The following is an 18,712-nucleotide window of genomic DNA, read 5'->3' as shown; positions in this document are numbered from 1 at the left end:
TTGTTTCACCTTCTCCTATAATTTAGTAACCAATTGTTTTCATATAATCGCGTAAAACATCGTTTGATTTTGCAAAGCGGCTTTCTTCATCTTCTAATAAGTTCAGTTCTACCACTTCTCTTATACCGTCTCTAGTAATAATTGCTGGTACTCCTGTACAAATATCGTATTCGCCATATTCACCATCTAAAATAGCTGAAACAGCGATAACACGGTGATCATCATTGAAAATTGAGCGAGCAATATAAGCTAGAGAATTTCCGATTCCGTAATAAGTAGTTCCTTTGCGCTTATAAATTTCCCATCCAGCTTTCGCAGTCTTCTCAACAATTTCATCTAAATCTATTTCACCTAAGCGTTCTTTTTGTTCCTCTAAAATTTGCAAAATTGATTTTCCACCAACAGTTACATGAGACCAAGCAACCATTTGAGAATCACCATGTTCTCCTAATGAATACCCATGAATACTACGAGGGTCTACATGTAACATTTCAGATAAAATTGTTCTTAAGCGAGAAGAATCTAGTGATGTACCTGTACCAATCACACGATTTCTAGGTAATCCAGATAGCTTCCACACTTGATATGTAATAATGTCAACTGGGTTCGATGCGAGTAAGAAAATGCCATCAAATCCACTTTCCATTACGCCGCCAACAATGCTTTCCATAATCTTAGCGCTTGCTCCTAAAGTGTCTAAACGACTTTGTCCAGGCTTCGGCGCTGGTCCTGCTGTAATAATAACAATGTCCATATCTTTGCAGTCTTCATAACTTCCTGCATATACTTTTGTTCTTGTATTTGTAAAGTTAATGCAGTGCGATAAATCCATCGCTTCTCCAACTGCACGTTCATGATTTATATCAATTAACAATAGCTCTTCGCAAATCCCTTGGTTTACAATGGAATACGCACAGCTTGATCCAACTAATCCAGTACCGATAATTGCAATTTTTCTTGTGTTTCTATTCATAGCAATCTCTCCCAATTGATTATGTAGTCTATTTCTTTGGTTCTTTACACTCCTAATTATAGAGGTTCTCACAATAGAAACCATGGATACTTTGTGAAATGTTGAGCAAAGTTTTTGTCCTTTTTGTGAATTGTTATATTTAATTTTTGTCATATTTGTTACAACTGGAAAAATATTTATTATGTATTTATTGACATATACCAAACAAAAAAACGAGCGAATCCATTCGCTCGTTTCATCCCGCTATTTGCGGGCAGTAAAACTCCCGCCTCAAAATTCGGCTGGAGCAAAGAAGTTAGGTGGGAGTCGGGCTGCCCGTAAACGCCCGATTGGTGTGGGCTAATAATCAGTGGGAGATGAACCCCCACACTGATTAAAGTTTCACTTTATCCATCACACTATTCCGCACTTAATTGACTTTTTAATTGCTGTACAATCATTGGATTAGCAGGCGCTGCCGGCTTATAATAACTTTTTTGCTTTGCGTATTCATACATATTACGTTGACGAGATTCATCTTGATTACGAATTTGAATTAACGTTTGATGTAACTGTTCATTATCAGATTGAGAAATATAATTTGCATAACTTGTTAAACTTGAATTTAACCCTGCTAAATAATCATTTACCATATCTTTTTCATTCATTTCTCTCTTCCTCCTATCCTAAAAAAGTCATTAACTGCTGTTTCGTATTTCGTGCATCTTGCGCATCCTTTTGTAGCATTTGTTTCAACTCTGGATCTGTACAAGCCTGTGCATACTGGTCCAATTTGTTAATAATCGTCGCATGACCACCAATTAAATGACGTAAATTTTCTACTTCAAGCTCTGTTAAATTTTGCATAGAACATACCCGCCTTTCTTTTTTCATTCGTCATTAGTATTTGGGGTTTTTTGGATTGTATGCATAAAAAAAGTCGCAGTATACAAAGCCTAGTTTTCATTTTTTTACACGCGTGTTCGAATATGCAAAATTACATATTTTTAACTTTTATTTTCACATTAAAATATAGACATATACTATAAAATAATTAACATGAAAATCCCTTTAAAATACTTCTCATTCTTTGCAATTCCACCATTTTTCTTATTCATCATCTCTCGTCTTCTTTTACACCAAATAATAAATTATTAATGAAAGGAGAAATAAACATGAAAACACATGACTTCCTTACAGAAATCCAGAAGGGCTCTGAACCTAATCCATATCAAGATCCTATCGCATTTATTTTCCTTTGTTTTTCCTTAGCCATATACACATTTTTAAAACCAGCAAAATAATATCATCTAGCAAAAAGAGCCTCAAAATTATTTGAGGCTCTTTCTTGTTAAATTCCTTTCCGCTTCTTCAATCGCCCGTTGCATTTGCACTAACGGATCTTTAATCATCTTCCCATGCCCTGTCGCTAATATAGACGGCTTATACTCCAGCAATTTCTGAGCACTCGTTAATGAAACTTCTGCATCCCACGTACCAAACATAGGAAATGGAAAAAGCCAATTTAATTGCCCCGCTACCGCCACTCCACCTCTCGTTTGAAATGCATCTCCAACAATGAGTGCATCATTTCTCGTGTCTAAAAACGCCATTGATCCCGGTGTATGACCTGGAGCTGCAATCGCTACAAGGGAACCTATTTGATCTCCCTCTTGAAGAAGAATATCTGGAATCGTCTTTATCCTTTTTGACACACTTACTTTTACCTGCGTGTCTGGTTCCCCTATTTGCAGTGACAAATCCCCTTCAAGTAAACTTGCATCTCTTTTAGAAATATAGACCGGAACATTCGGCAATTCTTGTTTTATAGCATCGAGCGCCCCTATATGGTCATCATGCGCATGTGTAATAACGATATTCGTAATCGGTTTTCCTATTTTTCGAGCCGCTTCTAAAATCTTCTTTGCACAAAATGGTAAAGCAGCATCAATTAGAGTTAATCCTGTTTCTTCTTCAACAAAGTAACAGTTAATCGGAAATAGACGCGGTAAAAATGCGATTTGGTGAACTGTTCCTACTCTTATTAACTTCATCTCCTTTACCTCCATTAAAAAAAGCCGTTTACAAATACATATGTAAAACAGCCCTTTTTCATTTAATATTCTCTTTTCAAAACTACGATAGTTAAAGCATAAGAACAAAGTACCCCTGCTAATAAAAATGAATTCGCTAATTTATATTGTTCGCCTGTCAATGAATATAGATTCCCAATTAAAAAGATAACTAAATATAGAAATAAAAATACAAATAACGAAATTTTAGCTGCATTCCCCGTAATATGCTCGCCCCTTTCGTCTTCCCCCTCATTCTTCTGAAAACGTGTTGAATATAAAACACCTATTAGTCCTGCTACTGAGATTATTATCCCTACTACAATACTCATTCCGTTTCCCCCTCTATCTTATATTGAAAAACTTCATGAAACTCCTTACCTAAAATACGTGCAATTTCAAAAGCTAAAATTAAAGATGGATTGTAACGATTCGCTTCAATTGAAGCGATCGTTTGTCTACTTACCCCAGCTTGGTTCGCTAAATCCGTTTGTGACCAGCGTTTTTCTGCTCGGAGTACAACGAGATTATTTTGTAACGTTCCACTCTGTTTCATAACCTCTCCTCATTTTACATTATTTTCTATATTTTAATTGTAATTTATTTTTAACATAATGTAAACTATTTTTAACATCAATAAAAATAAAAAACCAGCAGCCAACAGGCCACTGGTTCCCCATCATCTATTAAACTGTGTAACGCTCATCTTCTAAAATTTTCGCAGCGATTTCACGTTTTTTCGGAATTACGTTAAGTGGTGTGTGGCGAGTTAATTTGCGTAATGATGATAACATCATGCGCAGCATGTCGCCATTTTCAACTGCGATAAGTGTTTCTTTCGCATCTGCTTCGATTTCGTTGAATGCTTCTTGGCAGAATACTTCAGTGTATAACACTTTTTGTTTATTCTTTTCAAGACCAGTTGTTTTAATTGCTTTTTCTGTACGAAGAAGAGCTGATTCCATTGCGTAAAGGTTACTTACGATGTCAGCGATATTCACAAGAATTTCTTGCTCTTTATCTAATGCTTTACCATATTTTTGAGCAGCTAATCCAGCTACCATTAAACCGATTTTCTTCGCGTTCTTTACTAAATGTTTTTGAAGTGCTAATGGCTCATCGCCTACTTCTTCTGGCATCATCATCATTAACTCTTCTTGTAATTTTTGTGCTTTTTGAAGAAGTGGTAATTCACCTTTCATCGCTTTACGTAAGAACGTACCTGGTACGATTAGGCGGTTGATTTCGTTCGTTCCTTCGAAAATACGGTTAATACGAGAATCGCGGTACATTCTTTCAATCTCGTACTCTGCCATAAATCCGTAACCACCGTGAATTTGAACACCTTCATCTACTGTATAATCTAACACTTCAGAACCGAACACTTTATTTAAAGAGCACTCGATTGCATATTCAGCGATAGAAGCTGCTACTGCTTTACCGTCTTTTACTTCTTCTTCAGATAATGTGCTCATGCGGCTTTCGAATAAACCTACTGTACGATATACAGAGCTTTCAGCTGCATATGTTTTCGCTGCCATATTCGCAAGTTTCTCTTGAATTAATGGAAAGCGAGCGATTGGTTGTTTGAACTGTTGACGTTGATTTGCATATTGTGCTGAAATTTCTACTGCACGTTTCGCAGATCCAACTGTACCAACACCTAATTTATAACGACCGATATTTAAAATGTTGAACGCGATAATATGGCCTTTACCAATTTCCCCAAGTAGATTTTCTTTCGGTACTAACGCATCTTCTAAAATTAACGTACGAGTTGAAGAACATTTAATACCCATTTTCTTTTCTTCTGGGCTTGTAGATACACCAGCGTATTCTTTCTCTACGATAAATGCTGAGAAGTGCTCGCCGTCTATTTTTGCGTATACGATAAATACGTCAGCGAATGCAGAGTTTGTAATCCATTGTTTTTCACCATTTAATACGTAATGTGTACCTTCTGCATTTAAACGTGCAGTTGTTTTCGCACCTAATGCATCAGATCCAGAACCTGGCTCAGTTAATGCATATGCAGCTAATTTTTCACCAGTTGCAAGTAGTGGTAAATATTTTTTCTTTTGCTCTTCGTTACCGAATAATACGATTGGTAAAGATCCGATACCAACATGAGCACCGTGAGTGATTGCAAAACCACCAGCGCGCGAGAATTTCTCTGCGATTAACGCTGAGCTTACTTTATCAAGACCAATTCCGCCGTACTCTTCTGGTACGTCAGCACCTAATAAACCAAGTTCACCAGCTTCTTTTAAAAGACGCACAGAACGATCAAACTCGTGTTGCTCTAAATATTCAAGCTCCGGAAGAACTTCATTTACGATAAAGTCCTCAGTCGTTTTTGCAATCATTTTATGCTCAGATGAAAAATCTTCTGGCGTAAACACTTGATCAATCGTAATCTCATCTACTAAAAAGCTACCGCCTTTAACCGCACTTCCTACTGTTTTTTCCATGAAAATTTCCTCCTTTGTATTTTCATAATCCGCTTCTCTCATTTTAAAAGAAGCTGGCTCTCACTTTTATTTTTTATAAAGTGAAACTTTAATCGGTGGGAGTTTTACTGCCCGTTAATGCGGGATACCCCTTTGTTGCTTCCATTCTTTGCTTTAGCGTCCTCACATTCTGAGCGAGCCGCTTACACTTTTTTTATAATCTAGTTCCGGTGGCTAAAACAGTCGGTCGTTTCACCCCTTCCTGTGAGGCAAAAAGCGCCTCTTCGTCAGGGCTTCCAACGCCCTCCTGTTCTAAGCAAGCCACCTGCACTTTTTTTTATAATAATTCAAATACTCCCGCTGCTCCCATTCCGCCGCCGATACACATTGTTACGATACCGAATTGTTGGTTGCGGCGTTTCATTTCGTGAATAAGGGATAGTGTTAGTTTTGCTCCTGTACAGCCAAGTGGATGTCCAAGTGCGATTGCACCGCCGTTTACGTTCACTTTTTCTTCATCTAAACCAAGTTCACGAATAACTTGGATAGATTGAGAAGCGAATGCTTCATTTAGTTCGAATAGACCGATATCAGATAGCTCTAAACCAGCTAATTTTAACGCTTTCGGAATTGCAGCAATTGGACCGATACCCATTATTTCTGGTGGTACACCCGCTACTGCAAATGAACGGAATTTCGCAAGTGGCTTCATGCCATCGCTCACTGCTTTTTCACGATCCATTAATAGTACAGATGCTGCTCCATCACTCATTTGTGAAGAGTTACCAGCCGTTACAGAACCACGAACGTTAAATGCTGGACGTAATTTACCTAAAATGTCTAGCGTCGTCTCCGCTCTTACACCTTCATCTTGTGCGAAAATACGTGTTTCTTCTTGCAGTTTGTTGTTTGCTCCAACAGTGCGTAACATTACATCTACAGATACTGTTTCATCAGCAAAGTTCCCTGCAGCTAATGCTTTTGCTGCGCGCTGGTGACTTCTTACCGCAAAAGCATCTTGCTCTTCACGAGAAATTCCATATTTCACAGCAACTTGCTCTGCTGTATGTCCCATACCCATATAATATTCTGGAGCAGCTTCTACAAGGCGACTATTTGGACGAACAACGTGTCCCATCATCGGAACTAAACTCATTGATTCCGCTCCGCCTGATAATACAGCTTCAGAGTGACCAAGCATAATGCGCTCTGCTCCGTAAGCGATACTTTGTAAACCAGAAGAACAGTAACGGTTAATTGTAATAGCTGGAACATCGTAAGAAAGTCCTGCTAGCCCGCCGATATTACGAGCCATATTTAAGCCTTGCTCTGCTTCTGGCATCGCACAACCGAAAATTAAATCGTCGATTGGCCCTTCATAATTCGCACGCTTTAACGTTTCCTTTACTACTAACGCCCCTAGATCGTCAGGACGAACTGTTTTTAATGAACCCCTCTTTGCTTTTCCAATTGGTGTTCTTGCTCCCGCAACAATGACAGCTTCTCTCATGAACGATATCTCCCCTCGTTATTAGTTACGTAATGGCTTTCCTTTTACAAGCATGTGCTGCATTCTTGCTTGTGATTTCATCTCACTTACTAAGCTAATAAATGCTTCACGTTCTACATCTAATAAATACTGCTCATCAACTTCTGTTCCGTACGGCACTTTTCCGCCCGCAATGACATATGCAAGTTTCTTCGCAATGTGAAGATCATGTTCAGAAATGTAACCTGATAAATGCATTGCTTCTGCACCAAGTACAAGCGTTGCATAGCCTGTTTCACCAACAACTGGTATCTTTTTACGAATCGGCGCTTTATAACCCGTTTCATATAAAGAAAGTGCCTTTTGTTTCGCATCATATAGTAAGTGATCACCATTCACACTAATACCGTCTTTATCGCCTAAGAAATTGTTAGAGACAGCTTCTTGCGCTGATGTAGAAACTTTCGCCATCGCTACGGATTCGAATACTTTATTCGCAACTTTTTGTAAGTCGAATTCTACACCGTTTGCCATTTTGTTTAAGTGTTTAATGTATAGCTCTTTGTTACCGCCTCCGCCAGGGATTAAGCCAACACCTACTTCTACTAAGCCCATATATGTTTCGCTAGAAGCTTGAATGCTCGCTGCTGGTAAACAAACTTCTGTACCGCCGCCAAGCGTCATACCATATGGCGCTGCTACAACTGGCTTAGAAGAATACTTAATTTTCGTCATTGCATCTTGGAAGTTTTTCACAACCCACTCAATTTCAAAGTAGTTGTCATCTTGTGCTTCCATTAAGATCATTGCAAGGTTCGCACCAACGCAGAAGTTCTTCGATTGGTTTCCGATAACAAGACCTTTATAATTTTTCTCTACTTCATCAACAGCGTAGTTAATCATTTTTGTAATATCCATACCGATTGCATTGCTCTTCGAATGGAATTCTAAGCAAAGGATACCATCGCCTAAATCAATTAAGCTCGCTCCGCTATTTTTCTTTAACACACCGTTTTTCGCTTTTAATTGCTTAAGCGAAATTGCTTTTTTGTTACGTTCGATTAGCTTATATTCACCATTGTCGTAATAGTAGCTATCACCATTATCATGTTTATAGAAAGTAGCAAAACCTTTCTCTACCATTTCTTTCACCCAAGCAGGAACATTTGCGCCGTTTTCTTCCATCTTTTGAATGGACTTTTCAACGCCAATTGCATCCCAAATTTCAAATGGACCTTGCTCCCAGCCGAAGCCCCATTTCATCGCTTGGTCAATTGCAACGATATCGTCAGCAATTTCTTTATGAAGTTTTGCAGAGTATAAAAGAGTTGGTGTGATAATGTTCCATAGTAACTCTCCTGCACGATCTTTCGCGTATACAAGCGCTTTCAATTTATTCGCTAATCCTTTTTCTTGCTTACTTAACTCTACGGATGCAGCTTTTAATTTTTTGCGCGCTTCATATTCCATCGTTTCTGGATTCAATTCTAAAATTTCTTTCCCTTGTTTTAAGAAGAAGCCTTGACCCGTTTTACTTCCAAGCCATTTTTTATCAAGCATGTCATGCATGAAGGCTGGTACTTTAAATACATCACGCTCTTCTTCTTGTACATTTTCATATACGTTATTTGCAACGTGTACAAATGTATCTAAACCAACAACATCTAATGTACGGAACGTTGCGCTCTTTGGACGACCAATTAATGGACCTGTTACAGAGTCAACTTCTCCAATGCTATAGCCACGCTTAATCATTTCTTGAAGCGTTACAAGCAAGCCATACGTACCGATGCGGTTTCCAATAAAGTTTGGTGTGTCTTTTGCGATAACAACGCCTTTTCCAAGAACGTCTTCGCCAAATAGTTTCATGAAGCTTAATACTTGTGGATCAGTTTCTTTCGTCGGTATTACCTCTAGAAGTTTTAAATATCGTGGTGGGTTAAAAAAGTGTGTTCCTAAGAAGTGTTTCTGGAAGTCGTCTGAACGACCTTCTGCCATTTTTTCAACGGAAATGCCTGATGTATTTGAGCTCACAATTGAGCCTGATTTACGAACAGCATCTACTTTTTCAAATAGTTTCTTCTTTATATCTAAGTTTTCAACTACTACTTCAATAATCCAATCTACATCAGCAAGACGCTCAAGATCATCTTCAAAGTTACCTGCTTCAATCAGTGCTAGATTTCCTTTCACTGTCAGAGGAGCTGGTTTTTGCTTTACTAGTTTTTGCAAAGCCGTGTTACTAAAACGATTTCTCACACTTTTATGTTCTAATGTAAGTCCCTTCGCTTCTTCTTCCTTCGTAAGCGCCGGTGGTACAATATCAAGCAATAATGTCGGAATACCAATATTAGCTAAGTGTGCCGCAATCCCTGAACCCATTACGCCTGAACCTAGAACAGCAGCCTTTTTAATTTGGAACATCCATTTCTCCCCCTATTCTTGAATGAATGCTCATTCAATTTTTCGACATAAGTCGCAATCAATGAGTGAGCCTCTACTAATAAATATATGATACAGTTTGAATTTTCGCAATATATTTATTGATAAAATTTTCTGAAATAAATAAATTTCTTTCATTTGGCTATGCTATACATGTGTATTTTCTTCATTAAAATGCACTTTTCCTTTTTTATAATCTGACGAAACTGGAGGAATATATATGGCAAAACTTAAGAAGAACCCTTCAAAAGCTGGAATTAGCGCAGCAAGTGTAACAGGAAATGCAGGTCCGCATAATCACGGTGTTGAAAAAGGGCGTCAAGGTAATAACCAACAATATAAGAAGCATAATATGGGCGAAAAATAACGCTATATTTTTGGGCAGAGAACGTGGCATAATGATTAATGGCTGCTTTTTCTGCCCAATTTATTTGTACATATGGAAAACAAAAGAGGGAACGACGATGAAGCGAACAGTAATTATGATTGTAATGATCGCCACACTATTTACAGGGATGATTTTCTTCTCTTATGCTCACAGACAACAAGCTGTAAAAGCAGATCAACCTAGTATTACTGGGCAATACGGGATTACAATCGATGCAGACACAGGTGAAACTTTGTATGGAAAACGGGAAGATGAGCGCTCTTATCCGGCTAGTATAGGGAAAATGATGACTACCTTACTCTTACTAGAGAATGTGAAAGAAGATGAAGAAATTACGGTTACAGAGAATGCGATTAAAACGGAAAGTCAAAGTAAGAAGATTAAGCTTCGCGCGGGTGAAAAGTTAAAACGTGATGAGGCATTAAAACTTATGCTTATTATTAGTGCAGACCCAATTGCTGAGTCAATCGCTGAACATATTGCGGGATCAAAAGAAGAGTTTGTGAAAATGATGAATGCTAGAGCGAAGGAACTTGGTACAAAGCATGCGACTTTCAAAAATGCAAGTGGTGCTGATGCACTTGGAAATAAAGTATCACCTTATGACATTGCTATTATTACGAAAGAAGCATTAAAGTATCCAATTGTTTTAGATTATATGAATTCAACCCATACTACTCTACACACTTCAGAGCGCTCTCCAAAAATTGCAAACTATGGACGAGAAGAACTATATGACGATCCATATGCGATTGGAAGTAAAAGCGGTTTATCAGCACTCGGAAAATACACAGTCGTAACAGTTGATGAAAAAGACGGTAAACGCGTCATTAACGTCGTGTTATCTTCTACTCGTACACAGCTATACCCTGACACGAAGAAAATGGCGAACTACGCATTTCAGCAATTAAAATAACCAAGGAGTATTTTCTCCTTGGTTATTTTTTGATCATACCTTTTAATACGAACGCAACGTTTGCTGGACGTTCTGCTAGACGACGCATGAAATAGCCATACCAGTCGTTTCCATAAGGTACGTAAACGCGCATTTTGTAGCCTTCTTTTACTAGCTCAAGTTGACGCTCTGTACGAATACCAAATAACATTTGGAATTCAAATTGATCCCTTGGAATGTTGTGTTCTTCGGCAAGTTTTTTTGTATATTCAATAATCGCTTCGTCATGTGAAGCAATTGCAGTGTAATTTCCATTTAATAAGTGCATTTTAATAATTTTTTTATAATTATCATCTACATCTTTCTTTTCCGGGAACGCTACTTCTTCAGGTTCTTTATAGGCCCCTTTTACAAGACGTAAATTAGGATTATAAGCGTTTAAATCTTCCATATCCTTTTCTGTACGATATAAGTAAGCTTGAATAACAGTACCAATATTATCGTATTCAGATTTTAATTGTTTAAAGATATCAATTGTTTTTCCGCAGCGCGTATAGTCTTCCATATCAATTGTAATAAACACACCATTTTCTTTTCCAGCTTCTAAAATACGGCGCATATTGTTCATTACGATTTCATCAGAGATATCTAATCCCATAGAAGTCATCTTTAAAGAAAGCTGCGAATTAAGACCTTCTCTTCCAATTGCACGAATCGCTTCAATCGATTCGCTAGCCATTTCATTTGCTTCCGCTTCGTTATCAACGAATTCACCTAAATAATCGATTGTTACACAAAGACCTTGCTTATTTAATGCTTTAATTGCAGCAGTCGCTAATTCAATCGTTTCCCCTGCGACGAAGCGACCTGCACCAAAGCGTAAACCGTACTTTTTAGCCAGTTTTGTTAGCGCTTTATTTTTAGACAAGAAAAGAAACGAATTTCGCATTAATTGTTCCATGTAATTCACCCCTACGACTATAATTTATCTGTTTTTTACCCCTCTTCGAAATTATATCACTGTTTAAAATTATTTGATACAAATAATTATTTAGATAATTTATAAAATACTATCAAAACATTTAAAACCCTATATTCTCGTTTGTACATATGAAGAAGATATTTTTCGACATTCAGAAAAAACGATTTTACTAGGAAAAAATGAGCATGCCGAAAATATTCGACATGCTCACAAAACCATTTATATTTCATCTAAATTATATGAGGATATTAATAACAAAAACTTGAGGTAACATTATCTCAAGCCTTCTTACTTCTCATTTCGCTTCTCATCATTCAGCTTTTTAATATTCGTAATTAACTGTACCATCTCTTCTTTTGCATCTGGATACGTCTCATTCCAATGTTTCACTAAAGCTGGCATCGTCTTAGCCATATAAGAATAAAGTGCCCATTTCTGTACCTGCTCTTTTCGCTCTTCGTTGCTCTCTCCAAGTAATAGTTCCGTGTATTTCTCTAGCAAGCCATCAAACTGCTCATTAAACTTTTCACTCATCTTATTTTCCTCCTATATGAAAAAAGCAGCGAAGATCGCTGCTTTTTCTTATAATTTTGATCGAACAGAGTTTAATTTCTTCTCCATCGTACTTACTTTATCACGGCGATCATCGATACGAATTGTTGTCGCAACGCGCTGTGCACCTTTTGTATATGGAACTTCATGCATTTGTTGAATGACTTCTAAAATGACAGGAAGATCCCCTTCTATTACTGTATTCATCGGTGTTAATTGATACTTCACACGATCTGCATTTTTCTCTAGCACCTTTTGTACTTCTGCTACATATTCACTAACACTTGGATTACCTGTTCCTACTGGAATAATCGATACGTCAACAATTGCCATAATAATCTTCCTCCTATAACTGCTTCTTATATATCCATTGTCTATTTTACCGAAATCCTCATCATTTTACTAATACGTTACTCTTCTACTTTAAACTGCTCAACCAATCTTTCTAAGTCCTGCATATTCCCTGTCAAACTTTCCATCGTATGAGCTACTTTTTCTAAATGATTCACTTGTGACTCAGTTGCTGCATTTACCTCTTCAGAAACAGCCGCACTCTCTTGACTCGTGCTAGCAATTGTTTGCATAACTTCTGTAATTTCTTCTTGCTCGTGACCTATGTTATTTACCTCTTCTACAATTTTTTCAACTGAGGTACTAATAGTATTTACAACTGATATAATTGTGCGGAATTCTGTCTCCGCCTCTGTCGTAACTTTATTTTGTATATCCGCAATGTCTTTCAATTTACTTACAACTTCTACAACTCGTTTTACTTCTAACTGCACATCGCTAATCATTATTGCAATCTCACCCGTTGCCTCTTTTGATTGTTCAGCTAATTTCCGAACCTCTTCCGCAACAACAGCAAAGCCCTTACCTTGCTCACCTGCACGTGCTGCTTCAATTGAAGCATTTAAAGCCAGTAAATTCGTTTGATCCGAAAGACCTTTTATAAGTTCTACCACATTTTGAATCGATCCAACTCTTTGCTCTAACTTACCTGATGCTTCTTCCGTATGAACAACGATAGAAGATGATTGTTCTCTTGTACGAACTAAATTCCGCATCGTATTGAGTCCCTGCTTAGATGCTTCTTCCGCCTTGCCAGTCACTCCCTTTATTTCACCAACAGAACTATTCATTTCTTCCATCGACTGCGCCATATTTTCAAGTTGCGCTGAAACCTCCTCTACACTATTAGCAAGAGTAGACGCGCCTCCGCTCACATCATCCATTGCACCTGAAACTTCTCTACTAGCTGCTACAGTTTCATTCGTTAAATAATGCAGATTGTGAGTCGATTGCTGTACTGTCGATACACTATTTTTAATTTTACTTACCATTTCATTCATTTGCTCAACCATATCATTAAAGTGAGTCGTAAGCGTACCAACCTCATCTTTACTTGTCACCTTCATTTGTAGTGTTAAATCACCTTCCGCTACTTTTTGAACGTGATTTGTTAATAGTTGTAATGGTCTTGCTAATCTTCTTGAGAATATATATGATGCAACTATTCCAATTAATAAACTTATACACGCCGTTAAAATAACCGTATTTCTTGTTTCTATTAGTAAGTTATCAATGGATTCTTTCGGATATACAATCCCGATTTTCCATTTCATCTTATCAAACAATTGACTATAGGCTACTACATCTTTTCCGCCTAATGTCGCCGCTGCAAATTTCGTTTCATCTTTATTTAAACTTTTAACAAGTGGTTCTTTCGAAACATCTTTTCCTACCTTCTCTGGGTACACAATGGCAATATTTTTATCATTTATAATAAACATTTCTCCGCCATTATTATATTGAATATTATGGAGTAGCTTTTGAATCGTCCCTAGTGATACATCCATTGCTACAACACCTAACACAGAACCATCTTGTCCGACAATGGCTTTTGAAACTCCAATACTTAACTTACCTGTCGCGATTTCATATTGTGGTTGTCCCCAAATAATCGATTTTGTATCTGCTTCGGATGTTTTATACCACGGACGACTTGTTGGATCATATCCTTCAGGTACTTTTCCCCCATCAGCAAGATTTGCACTCAACGTTTTTTTATCTTTCGTCCCTATGTAGACATCTAAAATATCAGGATGATTCTTTTTAAACCTTGAAAATTCCTTTAAAATAAAACTCTCCTCTTCTGGGGTAACCACATCTTGTAGCATGTTTTGAATATCATCATGACTTCCATAATGACCCATATCTTCTTCAATTCGCTGCATAAATGCAGTTAACTGCTCTGTCACAAGATCCATCGTATTTTCAGAATACTGGTCTAAGGAGTGCGTTTCTTTCTCTTTTTGCAATTGATACACAGCTGTACCTAATATTACAAACATCATAGAAATAAGCACCGAAAATACTACCGCAATTTTTAAACGTAAACTTCTCAACATCTTCCCTCAAGCATCCCCTTCTCGATGAATTTAATTGCATTAATCACTATATTAAGTATAATAGATAAATCTAAAAGCTCAATCTATATAGTTTAAAAAATTGAAATTTATTCTCATTTCAATCAACTTAGTTAGTATCGTAACACTTGTGTAAACACAAATAGTTCATTATCCTTAAACTATAATCTCATTCGTTCGGAGGGAACTATGCTACAAAAATTCGGTTTCTCACAATATGAAAGCCAAGCTTATGAAGTTGTCGTATCAAGCAATGACCCATTAGATGCAACAACTATCGTTAAACATTCAGGTGTTCCAAAAGCAAAAATATACGAAGTGTTAGCACGACTCATTGATAAAGGGATGGTAATGGATTCTGTTTCTGAAAAGAAAAAATTGTATACAGCATTACCACTCAAGCTAGCAATTGAAAAGTTAACGACAGAATTCCAATCTAATATTAAAGAACTTGAAAATAATATTTCTAAAAAGTCATTTACAGATGACCGCGTTTGGAGTTTAAAAATGCAGTCTTCTATTAAAGTACAAAGTAGGCAACTTGTAGAAGATGCGAAAGAATCCATACGCATCTCCGCATGGAATGATACCCTTTTAGAATATCTTCCTTTACTAGAACAAAAAGCAAAACAAGGCGTCCAAGTCGAGTCCCTCATAGTTGGAAAAGTGGAAACAGACTTAGAAAACATGCATTTTTTAATCCCAGCTCAAGAACCTAACGCATTAGAGCGTTACTTACTACTCATCGTTGACGATCGTGAAATTTTATTTGCTGGTGTAGAGCAAGAATCATGGCAAGCGATGAAAACAATGTCACAACCTTTCGTGAAGTTCTTTACGGAGTTCTTCTATCATGACGTTGCACTTGCGAAGATTACAGAGAAGCACCATGATCTCTTTATGGAAGATGAGGAAATTAAGGAATTGTTGATGAAGTTGAGGTATTAACAAATCCCAAAATTGATTCTACCATTTGAATAGATAATATAATTTCCCATACAAAAAAAGCTGTACCAAACGGAGTTTTACATACTCATTTGGTACAGCTCTTTTTTTACGCTTTCGCTAATTCAATTTTATGTAGTTGGTTTTTCGGATGGTTTTGATTTGTAAAGTTTACACCCAAACGAATAGACCATTTTACGATTTTTTTTGTTCCTTTATCTCCATCAACAGCTCAATAATCTTCTCATTTTGCTCCACTTGTTTCTCAGAATTTTGATAGATGAAACGAATCCATCTAAATACAAAAACAATCACAAATAACGGAATTACTGTGAATATAAAACCAATAATTGAATAATCCATATACTATCACCTCGCTATATACTTCCTTCTTCATTTCTCTACTAACCCCTGCAATTTTTTACACAAAAAAAGAACCTATCAAACGATAGATTCTTCTTTCGCAAGCTGATTCGAGCGTCCTCTCGTAATAGAGAAAATCGCACAAAGTAGCGCCAATATAATAAAAACGCCACCTACCCAAGCGTTATATATAACAGATGATTTTTCAATAACAACTCCGCCCACTGTTGAACCAAGTGCAATTCCTAAATGAAGTGCAGAGTTATTTAAACCTTGCTGAATACCAGCAGATTCTGGTGCAATTTCAATTAAATAGTTTTGCTGCGCTGGTGAAATCGCCCAGCTTAACATACTCCACAGTCCCATCATAATAATAAAGAGCGGGAATGAGAATGTCATTAGTGGCAAAATAAAGATAGCACATGCAAATACGATAATGATGGAAATAATGCTTTTCTTCGATCCCCATTTATCAGCAAGCCAGCCGCCAAGGCCACCTCCAAGTACCGCTGCAATTCCGAAAATGAAGTAAAACACACTAATCCAATTTGCTTCAACATGCATCACATCTTTTAAAAACGGCGTTAAATATGCGTATAGCGTTAAATGACCTGTTAAAAATAAAAATGATGTTAACTGTGCACTTACAATTTTTTTATCCTTTAACGTAGCGATTTGTTCTCTTATTGATAATACCGATGTCGGTGGTACTTTCGTTAAGAATAATGAAATACAAGCAATCGCCATAACAGTTAATATTGAAATTAATACAAATGGTGCACGCCATCCGTATGCATTTCCTAATACAAGACCTAGCGGTACTCCAAGTACGAGTGATCCGCTAATCCCCATGAAAATGATTCCAATTGCACGCGCACGAAAATGCGGCTCTACTACACTAGAAGCAAGTGTTACCGATAGTGCAATAATAAGCGATCCACTCGCTGCACAAATTACCCTCGAGAACATTAACATCTCGTAATTCACACTAAATGCCGAAACGATATTTCCAATTAAGAAAATTGATAATGCCACAACATACAATTTCTTTCTTTCAAACTTGCCTGTTAACGCTAATAAAACCGGCCCTGATAGAGCGAATACTACTGAAAATATTGTAATAAGCTGACCAGCTGCACTAATCGACACACCTAAATCATTGGCAACTAAATCAAGCGTTCCTCCTATAATTAGCTCAACCGTTCCGACTACAAAAGCCGCAATAGCTAAAATATATACACGAAAATTCAAGTCTTTCCCCACACTTTCCCTTTTGGTTACTACTATTATAGTAACCAAAAGGGAAAGTGGACGCAAGTATAATTTTTTTACAGCAAAAAAGCAGGCGTATTATACGCCTGCCTTCAATCATTAAACTCCAGTTTCTTTCTTCTTATTTAAGTACCAATATACCGGAAGTCCTGTAAATACAATTCCAATTGATAAGAAGCAACTTACCGGATCGTTAATAATCGCACTTCCAAGTACAAACAATGACCCTAAAATCGCAACGATTGGTACAATCGGGAATAACGGTACACTATATGCACGCTCTTTATCCTTGTTACGTTTTCTTAAAATAAAGACACCAATAAACGTCATTACATAGAAAATATAAATAATGAATACGGAAATCTCAGATAGCTTATTCGGATCACTAATAAGCATTAAAATAATTCCTAATATGATTTCAACAGTAATCGCATTCGCTGGTGTTTTAAACTTCTCATGTGCCTTTGCGATAAACTTAGAAAACGGAAGGTGTCCACGCTCTGCCATCGACATCGGAATACGTGGGAACGTTAAAATTTTCCCATTTAAACAGCCGAAAATAGAAATGATAATACCGATACTAATAATTTTCCCGCCATATTCTCCAAGTAACATGCCTGCAGCTGTCGCTGTTGCATTTTCTCCAAGGTCCACAATTTTCGTTGCTGGTAATACATTTAATAACGCTAAGTTAATTAATACGTAAGCAGCAGTTACAATTAAAATACCAACTGTCATTGCCTTCGGTAATAACTTTGTTGGGTTCTTCATTTCTCCGCCAATAGAAGCAAGTAAAATCCAACCATCATAAGCAAATAAAGTCGCTAAAATTGCCATCCCGATACTTTGATTTTCTGATATCGGTACAACTACGTTGAAGATATCACTATTCCCTTTCCAAAACCCTAGCACAACAATTAATATAATCGGAATCATCTTCCCAACTGTCGTAACCGTTTGGACGATGCCCCCATATTTTGTTCCCAAACTATTTATAACGCCTAGGAACACAACTGTTCCAATTGCGATTGGTAAATTCCAGACTTTATCTAAATAGAAAAAATTGATCATTAAAGAACTAAAATACAAACCTAACGTTCCAATAATAGCTGGTCCATAAACAATTGTTTGCATCCAGCCAGATAAATACCCCCAAAAACTTCCGTAAATCTCCTCTAAATACGTATACAACCCACCATTTTTCGGAATTTGCGCTCCAATTTCGGCTACTGTCAAACCACTTGCTAACGTCAACAGACCGCCAATTACCCAAGCAAAAATAGCCATATTAGAACTTCCTGAGTAATCTAATACGCTCCCTGGTTTCATAAACACACCAGACCCAATAATAGTTCCTACTACGATAGAAAGTGCTACTGTTAAACCAATTTTGTTTTTCTCATCATGATGCATGCTGCGTATCCTCCTTCCAATTCTAGTGTGATGCAAAAATGAAATAAAAAAACACTCCTCCCTAAAAA

20 protein-coding genes and 1 other annotated feature (1 of these 21 only partly in view) are annotated in these 18,712 nt (G+C 37.1%); of the genes, 4 read left to right on the top strand and 16 right to left on the bottom strand.

Annotation, left to right across the window (positions count from 1 at the left end; genetic code table 11):
- Positions 1-22: 22 nt before the first annotated feature.
- From ACE38F_RS03910 to ACE38F_RS03900, 3 genes are all read right to left on the bottom strand, one after another.
- On the bottom strand, positions 23-973 hold the full coding sequence (locus tag ACE38F_RS03910; protein WP_414731884.1) for an L-lactate dehydrogenase: 951 nt from the start codon (positions 971-973) through the stop codon (positions 23-25).
- A 398-nt stretch (positions 974-1,371) separates the two neighbouring features.
- Positions 1,372-1,620 carry a spore coat protein gene (locus tag ACE38F_RS03905; RefSeq protein ID WP_002034620.1) on the bottom strand — a complete coding sequence of 83 codons (249 nt, stop codon included), beginning with the start codon at positions 1,618-1,620 and terminating at the stop codon, positions 1,372-1,374.
- A gap of 13 nt (positions 1,621-1,633) precedes the next feature.
- Positions 1,634-1,819 carry a hypothetical protein gene (locus tag ACE38F_RS03900; protein ID WP_002112687.1) on the bottom strand — a complete coding sequence of 62 codons (186 nt, stop codon included), beginning with the start codon at positions 1,817-1,819 and terminating at the stop codon, positions 1,634-1,636.
- 308 nt (positions 1,820-2,127) lie between these two features.
- Here ACE38F_RS03900 and ACE38F_RS03895 point away from each other — a divergent pair, with 308 nt between their 5' ends.
- Positions 2,128-2,256 carry a hypothetical protein gene (locus tag ACE38F_RS03895; RefSeq protein ID WP_002112689.1) on the top strand — a complete coding sequence of 43 codons (129 nt, stop codon included), beginning with the start codon at positions 2,128-2,130 and terminating at the stop codon, positions 2,254-2,256.
- 27 nt (positions 2,257-2,283) lie between these two features.
- Here ACE38F_RS03895 and ACE38F_RS03890 read toward each other — a convergent pair whose 3' ends face one another.
- From ACE38F_RS03890 to ACE38F_RS03865, 6 genes are all read right to left on the bottom strand, one after another.
- Positions 2,284-3,006, bottom strand: a complete 723-nt coding sequence (locus ACE38F_RS03890) for an MBL fold metallo-hydrolase (protein ID WP_375370159.1) — start codon at positions 3,004-3,006, stop codon at positions 2,284-2,286.
- A gap of 62 nt (positions 3,007-3,068) precedes the next feature.
- Complete coding sequence (locus ACE38F_RS03885) at positions 3,069-3,356, bottom strand: DUF2178 domain-containing protein (RefSeq protein WP_375370160.1); 288 nt, start codon at positions 3,354-3,356, stop codon at positions 3,069-3,071.
- Positions 3,353-3,580 (bottom strand): helix-turn-helix transcriptional regulator, encoded by a 228-nt coding sequence (locus ACE38F_RS03880; RefSeq protein ID WP_000813846.1) that lies wholly within the window; start codon positions 3,578-3,580, stop codon positions 3,353-3,355. The genes ACE38F_RS03885 and ACE38F_RS03880 overlap by 4 nt, the downstream gene beginning before the upstream one ends.
- 130 nt (positions 3,581-3,710) lie before the next feature.
- Positions 3,711-5,495: an acyl-CoA dehydrogenase family protein gene (locus ACE38F_RS03875; protein ID WP_176107959.1), complete on the bottom strand. Its 1,785-nt coding sequence runs from the start codon at positions 5,493-5,495 to the stop codon at positions 3,711-3,713.
- Positions 5,496-5,811: 316 nt separating this feature from the next.
- Positions 5,812-6,984, bottom strand: coding sequence for an acetyl-CoA C-acetyltransferase (locus ACE38F_RS03870; protein ID WP_016106545.1), 1,173 nt, complete (start codon positions 6,982-6,984; stop codon positions 5,812-5,814).
- Positions 6,985-7,005: 21 nt separating this feature from the next.
- The gene (locus tag ACE38F_RS03865) at positions 7,006-9,387 is read right to left on the bottom strand and encodes a 3-hydroxyacyl-CoA dehydrogenase/enoyl-CoA hydratase family protein (RefSeq protein WP_375370161.1); all 2,382 of its coding nucleotides are present in this window, start codon (positions 9,385-9,387) and stop codon (positions 7,006-7,008) included.
- A 238-nt stretch (positions 9,388-9,625) separates the two neighbouring features.
- Here ACE38F_RS03865 and ACE38F_RS03860 point away from each other — a divergent pair, with 238 nt between their 5' ends.
- Both ACE38F_RS03860 and ACE38F_RS03855 read left to right on the top strand, forming a co-directional pair.
- Complete coding sequence (locus ACE38F_RS03860; protein WP_001096344.1) at positions 9,626-9,772, top strand: YuzL family protein; 147 nt, start codon at positions 9,626-9,628, stop codon at positions 9,770-9,772.
- A gap of 97 nt (positions 9,773-9,869) precedes the next feature.
- The gene (locus ACE38F_RS03855) at positions 9,870-10,709 is read left to right on the top strand and encodes a D-alanyl-D-alanine carboxypeptidase family protein (RefSeq protein WP_375370162.1); all 840 of its coding nucleotides are present in this window, start codon (positions 9,870-9,872) and stop codon (positions 10,707-10,709) included.
- A 22-nt stretch (positions 10,710-10,731) separates the two neighbouring features.
- Here the strand turns inward: ACE38F_RS03855 and ACE38F_RS03850 are convergent, their stop codons facing one another.
- The 4 genes from ACE38F_RS03850 to ACE38F_RS03835 form a co-directional block, all read right to left on the bottom strand.
- The gene (locus ACE38F_RS03850) at positions 10,732-11,649 is read right to left on the bottom strand and encodes a proline dehydrogenase family protein (RefSeq protein ID WP_002112697.1); all 918 of its coding nucleotides are present in this window, start codon (positions 11,647-11,649) and stop codon (positions 10,732-10,734) included.
- 309 nt (positions 11,650-11,958) lie between these two features.
- Positions 11,959-12,204, bottom strand: coding sequence for a YusU family protein (locus ACE38F_RS03845; protein WP_001290599.1), 246 nt, complete (start codon positions 12,202-12,204; stop codon positions 11,959-11,961).
- A gap of 48 nt (positions 12,205-12,252) precedes the next feature.
- Positions 12,253-12,555, bottom strand: coding sequence for an MTH1187 family thiamine-binding protein (locus tag ACE38F_RS03840; protein WP_001018862.1), 303 nt, complete (start codon positions 12,553-12,555; stop codon positions 12,253-12,255).
- 77 nt (positions 12,556-12,632) lie between these two features.
- Positions 12,633-14,633, bottom strand: coding sequence for a methyl-accepting chemotaxis protein (locus tag ACE38F_RS03835; protein ID WP_375370163.1), 2,001 nt, complete (start codon positions 14,631-14,633; stop codon positions 12,633-12,635).
- Between the two features lie 207 nt (positions 14,634-14,840).
- Here ACE38F_RS03835 and ACE38F_RS03830 point away from each other — a divergent pair, with 207 nt between their 5' ends.
- Positions 14,841-15,599: a TrmB family transcriptional regulator gene (locus ACE38F_RS03830; protein ID WP_375370164.1), complete on the top strand. Its 759-nt coding sequence runs from the start codon at positions 14,841-14,843 to the stop codon at positions 15,597-15,599.
- Between the two features lie 192 nt (positions 15,600-15,791).
- Here ACE38F_RS03830 and ACE38F_RS03825 read toward each other — a convergent pair whose 3' ends face one another.
- The 3 genes from ACE38F_RS03825 to ACE38F_RS03815 all read right to left on the bottom strand — a co-directional run bounded on the left by ACE38F_RS03825 (position 15,792) and on the right by ACE38F_RS03815 (position 18,644).
- Entirely contained in the window at positions 15,792-15,959 is a 168-nt protein-coding gene (locus ACE38F_RS03825; RefSeq protein ID WP_375370165.1) for a hypothetical protein, read from the bottom strand.
- Positions 15,960-16,037: 78 nt separating this feature from the next.
- Positions 16,038-17,276 carry an MFS transporter gene (locus ACE38F_RS03820; protein WP_375370166.1) on the bottom strand — a complete coding sequence of 413 codons (1,239 nt, stop codon included), beginning with the start codon at positions 17,274-17,276 and terminating at the stop codon, positions 16,038-16,040.
- Between the two features lie 54 nt (positions 17,277-17,330).
- The gene (locus tag ACE38F_RS03815) at positions 17,331-18,644 is read right to left on the bottom strand and encodes an APC family permease (protein ID WP_088079637.1); all 1,314 of its coding nucleotides are present in this window, start codon (positions 18,642-18,644) and stop codon (positions 17,331-17,333) included.
- A gap of 65 nt (positions 18,645-18,709) precedes the next feature.
- Positions 18,710-18,712, bottom strand: a binding site (T-box leader) (it continues 234 nt past the right edge of the window).

Source organism: Bacillus altaicus, assembly GCF_042136375.2.
Classification (GTDB): Bacteria; Bacillota; Bacilli; order Bacillales; family Bacillaceae_G; genus Bacillus_A; species Bacillus_A cereus_U.
Note: the sequence above shows the minus strand (reverse complement) of the source record. Positions and strands in the feature narration are given on the sequence as shown.

What these genes read in the sequence shown, in the direction of transcription:
- ACE38F_RS03910 (WP_414731884.1), bottom strand. Translation starts at nt 973, where the DNA reads ATGAATAGAAACACAAGAAAAATTGCAATTATCGGTACTGGATTAGTT.
- ACE38F_RS03905 (WP_002034620.1), bottom strand. Translation starts at nt 1,620, where the DNA reads ATGAATGAAAAAGATATGGTAAATGATTATTTAGCAGGGTTAAATTCA.
- ACE38F_RS03900 (WP_002112687.1), bottom strand. Translation starts at nt 1,819, where the DNA reads ATGCAAAATTTAACAGAGCTTGAAGTAGAAAATTTACGTCATTTAATT.
- ACE38F_RS03895 (WP_002112689.1), top strand. Translation starts at nt 2,128, where the DNA reads ATGAAAACACATGACTTCCTTACAGAAATCCAGAAGGGCTCTGAACCT.
- ACE38F_RS03890 (WP_375370159.1), bottom strand. Translation starts at nt 3,006, where the DNA reads ATGAAGTTAATAAGAGTAGGAACAGTTCACCAAATCGCATTTTTACCG.
- ACE38F_RS03885 (WP_375370160.1), bottom strand. Translation starts at nt 3,356, where the DNA reads ATGAGTATTGTAGTAGGGATAATAATCTCAGTAGCAGGACTAATAGGT.
- ACE38F_RS03880 (WP_000813846.1), bottom strand. Translation starts at nt 3,580, where the DNA reads ATGAAACAGAGTGGAACGTTACAAAATAATCTCGTTGTACTCCGAGCA.
- ACE38F_RS03875 (WP_176107959.1), bottom strand. Translation starts at nt 5,495, where the DNA reads ATGGAAAAAACAGTAGGAAGTGCGGTTAAAGGCGGTAGCTTTTTAGTA.
- ACE38F_RS03870 (WP_016106545.1), bottom strand. Translation starts at nt 6,984, where the DNA reads ATGAGAGAAGCTGTCATTGTTGCGGGAGCAAGAACACCAATTGGAAAA.
- ACE38F_RS03865 (WP_375370161.1), bottom strand. Translation starts at nt 9,387, where the DNA reads ATGTTCCAAATTAAAAAGGCTGCTGTTCTAGGTTCAGGCGTAATGGGT.
- ACE38F_RS03860 (WP_001096344.1), top strand. Translation starts at nt 9,626, where the DNA reads ATGGCAAAACTTAAGAAGAACCCTTCAAAAGCTGGAATTAGCGCAGCA.
- ACE38F_RS03855 (WP_375370162.1), top strand. Translation starts at nt 9,870, where the DNA reads ATGAAGCGAACAGTAATTATGATTGTAATGATCGCCACACTATTTACA.
- ACE38F_RS03850 (WP_002112697.1), bottom strand. Translation starts at nt 11,649, where the DNA reads ATGGAACAATTAATGCGAAATTCGTTTCTTTTCTTGTCTAAAAATAAA.
- ACE38F_RS03845 (WP_001290599.1), bottom strand. Translation starts at nt 12,204, where the DNA reads ATGAGTGAAAAGTTTAATGAGCAGTTTGATGGCTTGCTAGAGAAATAC.
- ACE38F_RS03840 (WP_001018862.1), bottom strand. Translation starts at nt 12,555, where the DNA reads ATGGCAATTGTTGACGTATCGATTATTCCAGTAGGAACAGGTAATCCA.
- ACE38F_RS03835 (WP_375370163.1), bottom strand. Translation starts at nt 14,633, where the DNA reads ATGTTGAGAAGTTTACGTTTAAAAATTGCGGTAGTATTTTCGGTGCTT.
- ACE38F_RS03830 (WP_375370164.1), top strand. Translation starts at nt 14,841, where the DNA reads ATGCTACAAAAATTCGGTTTCTCACAATATGAAAGCCAAGCTTATGAA.
- ACE38F_RS03825 (WP_375370165.1), bottom strand. Translation starts at nt 15,959, where the DNA reads ATGGATTATTCAATTATTGGTTTTATATTCACAGTAATTCCGTTATTT.
- ACE38F_RS03815 (WP_088079637.1), bottom strand. Translation starts at nt 18,644, where the DNA reads ATGCATCATGATGAGAAAAACAAAATTGGTTTAACAGTAGCACTTTCT.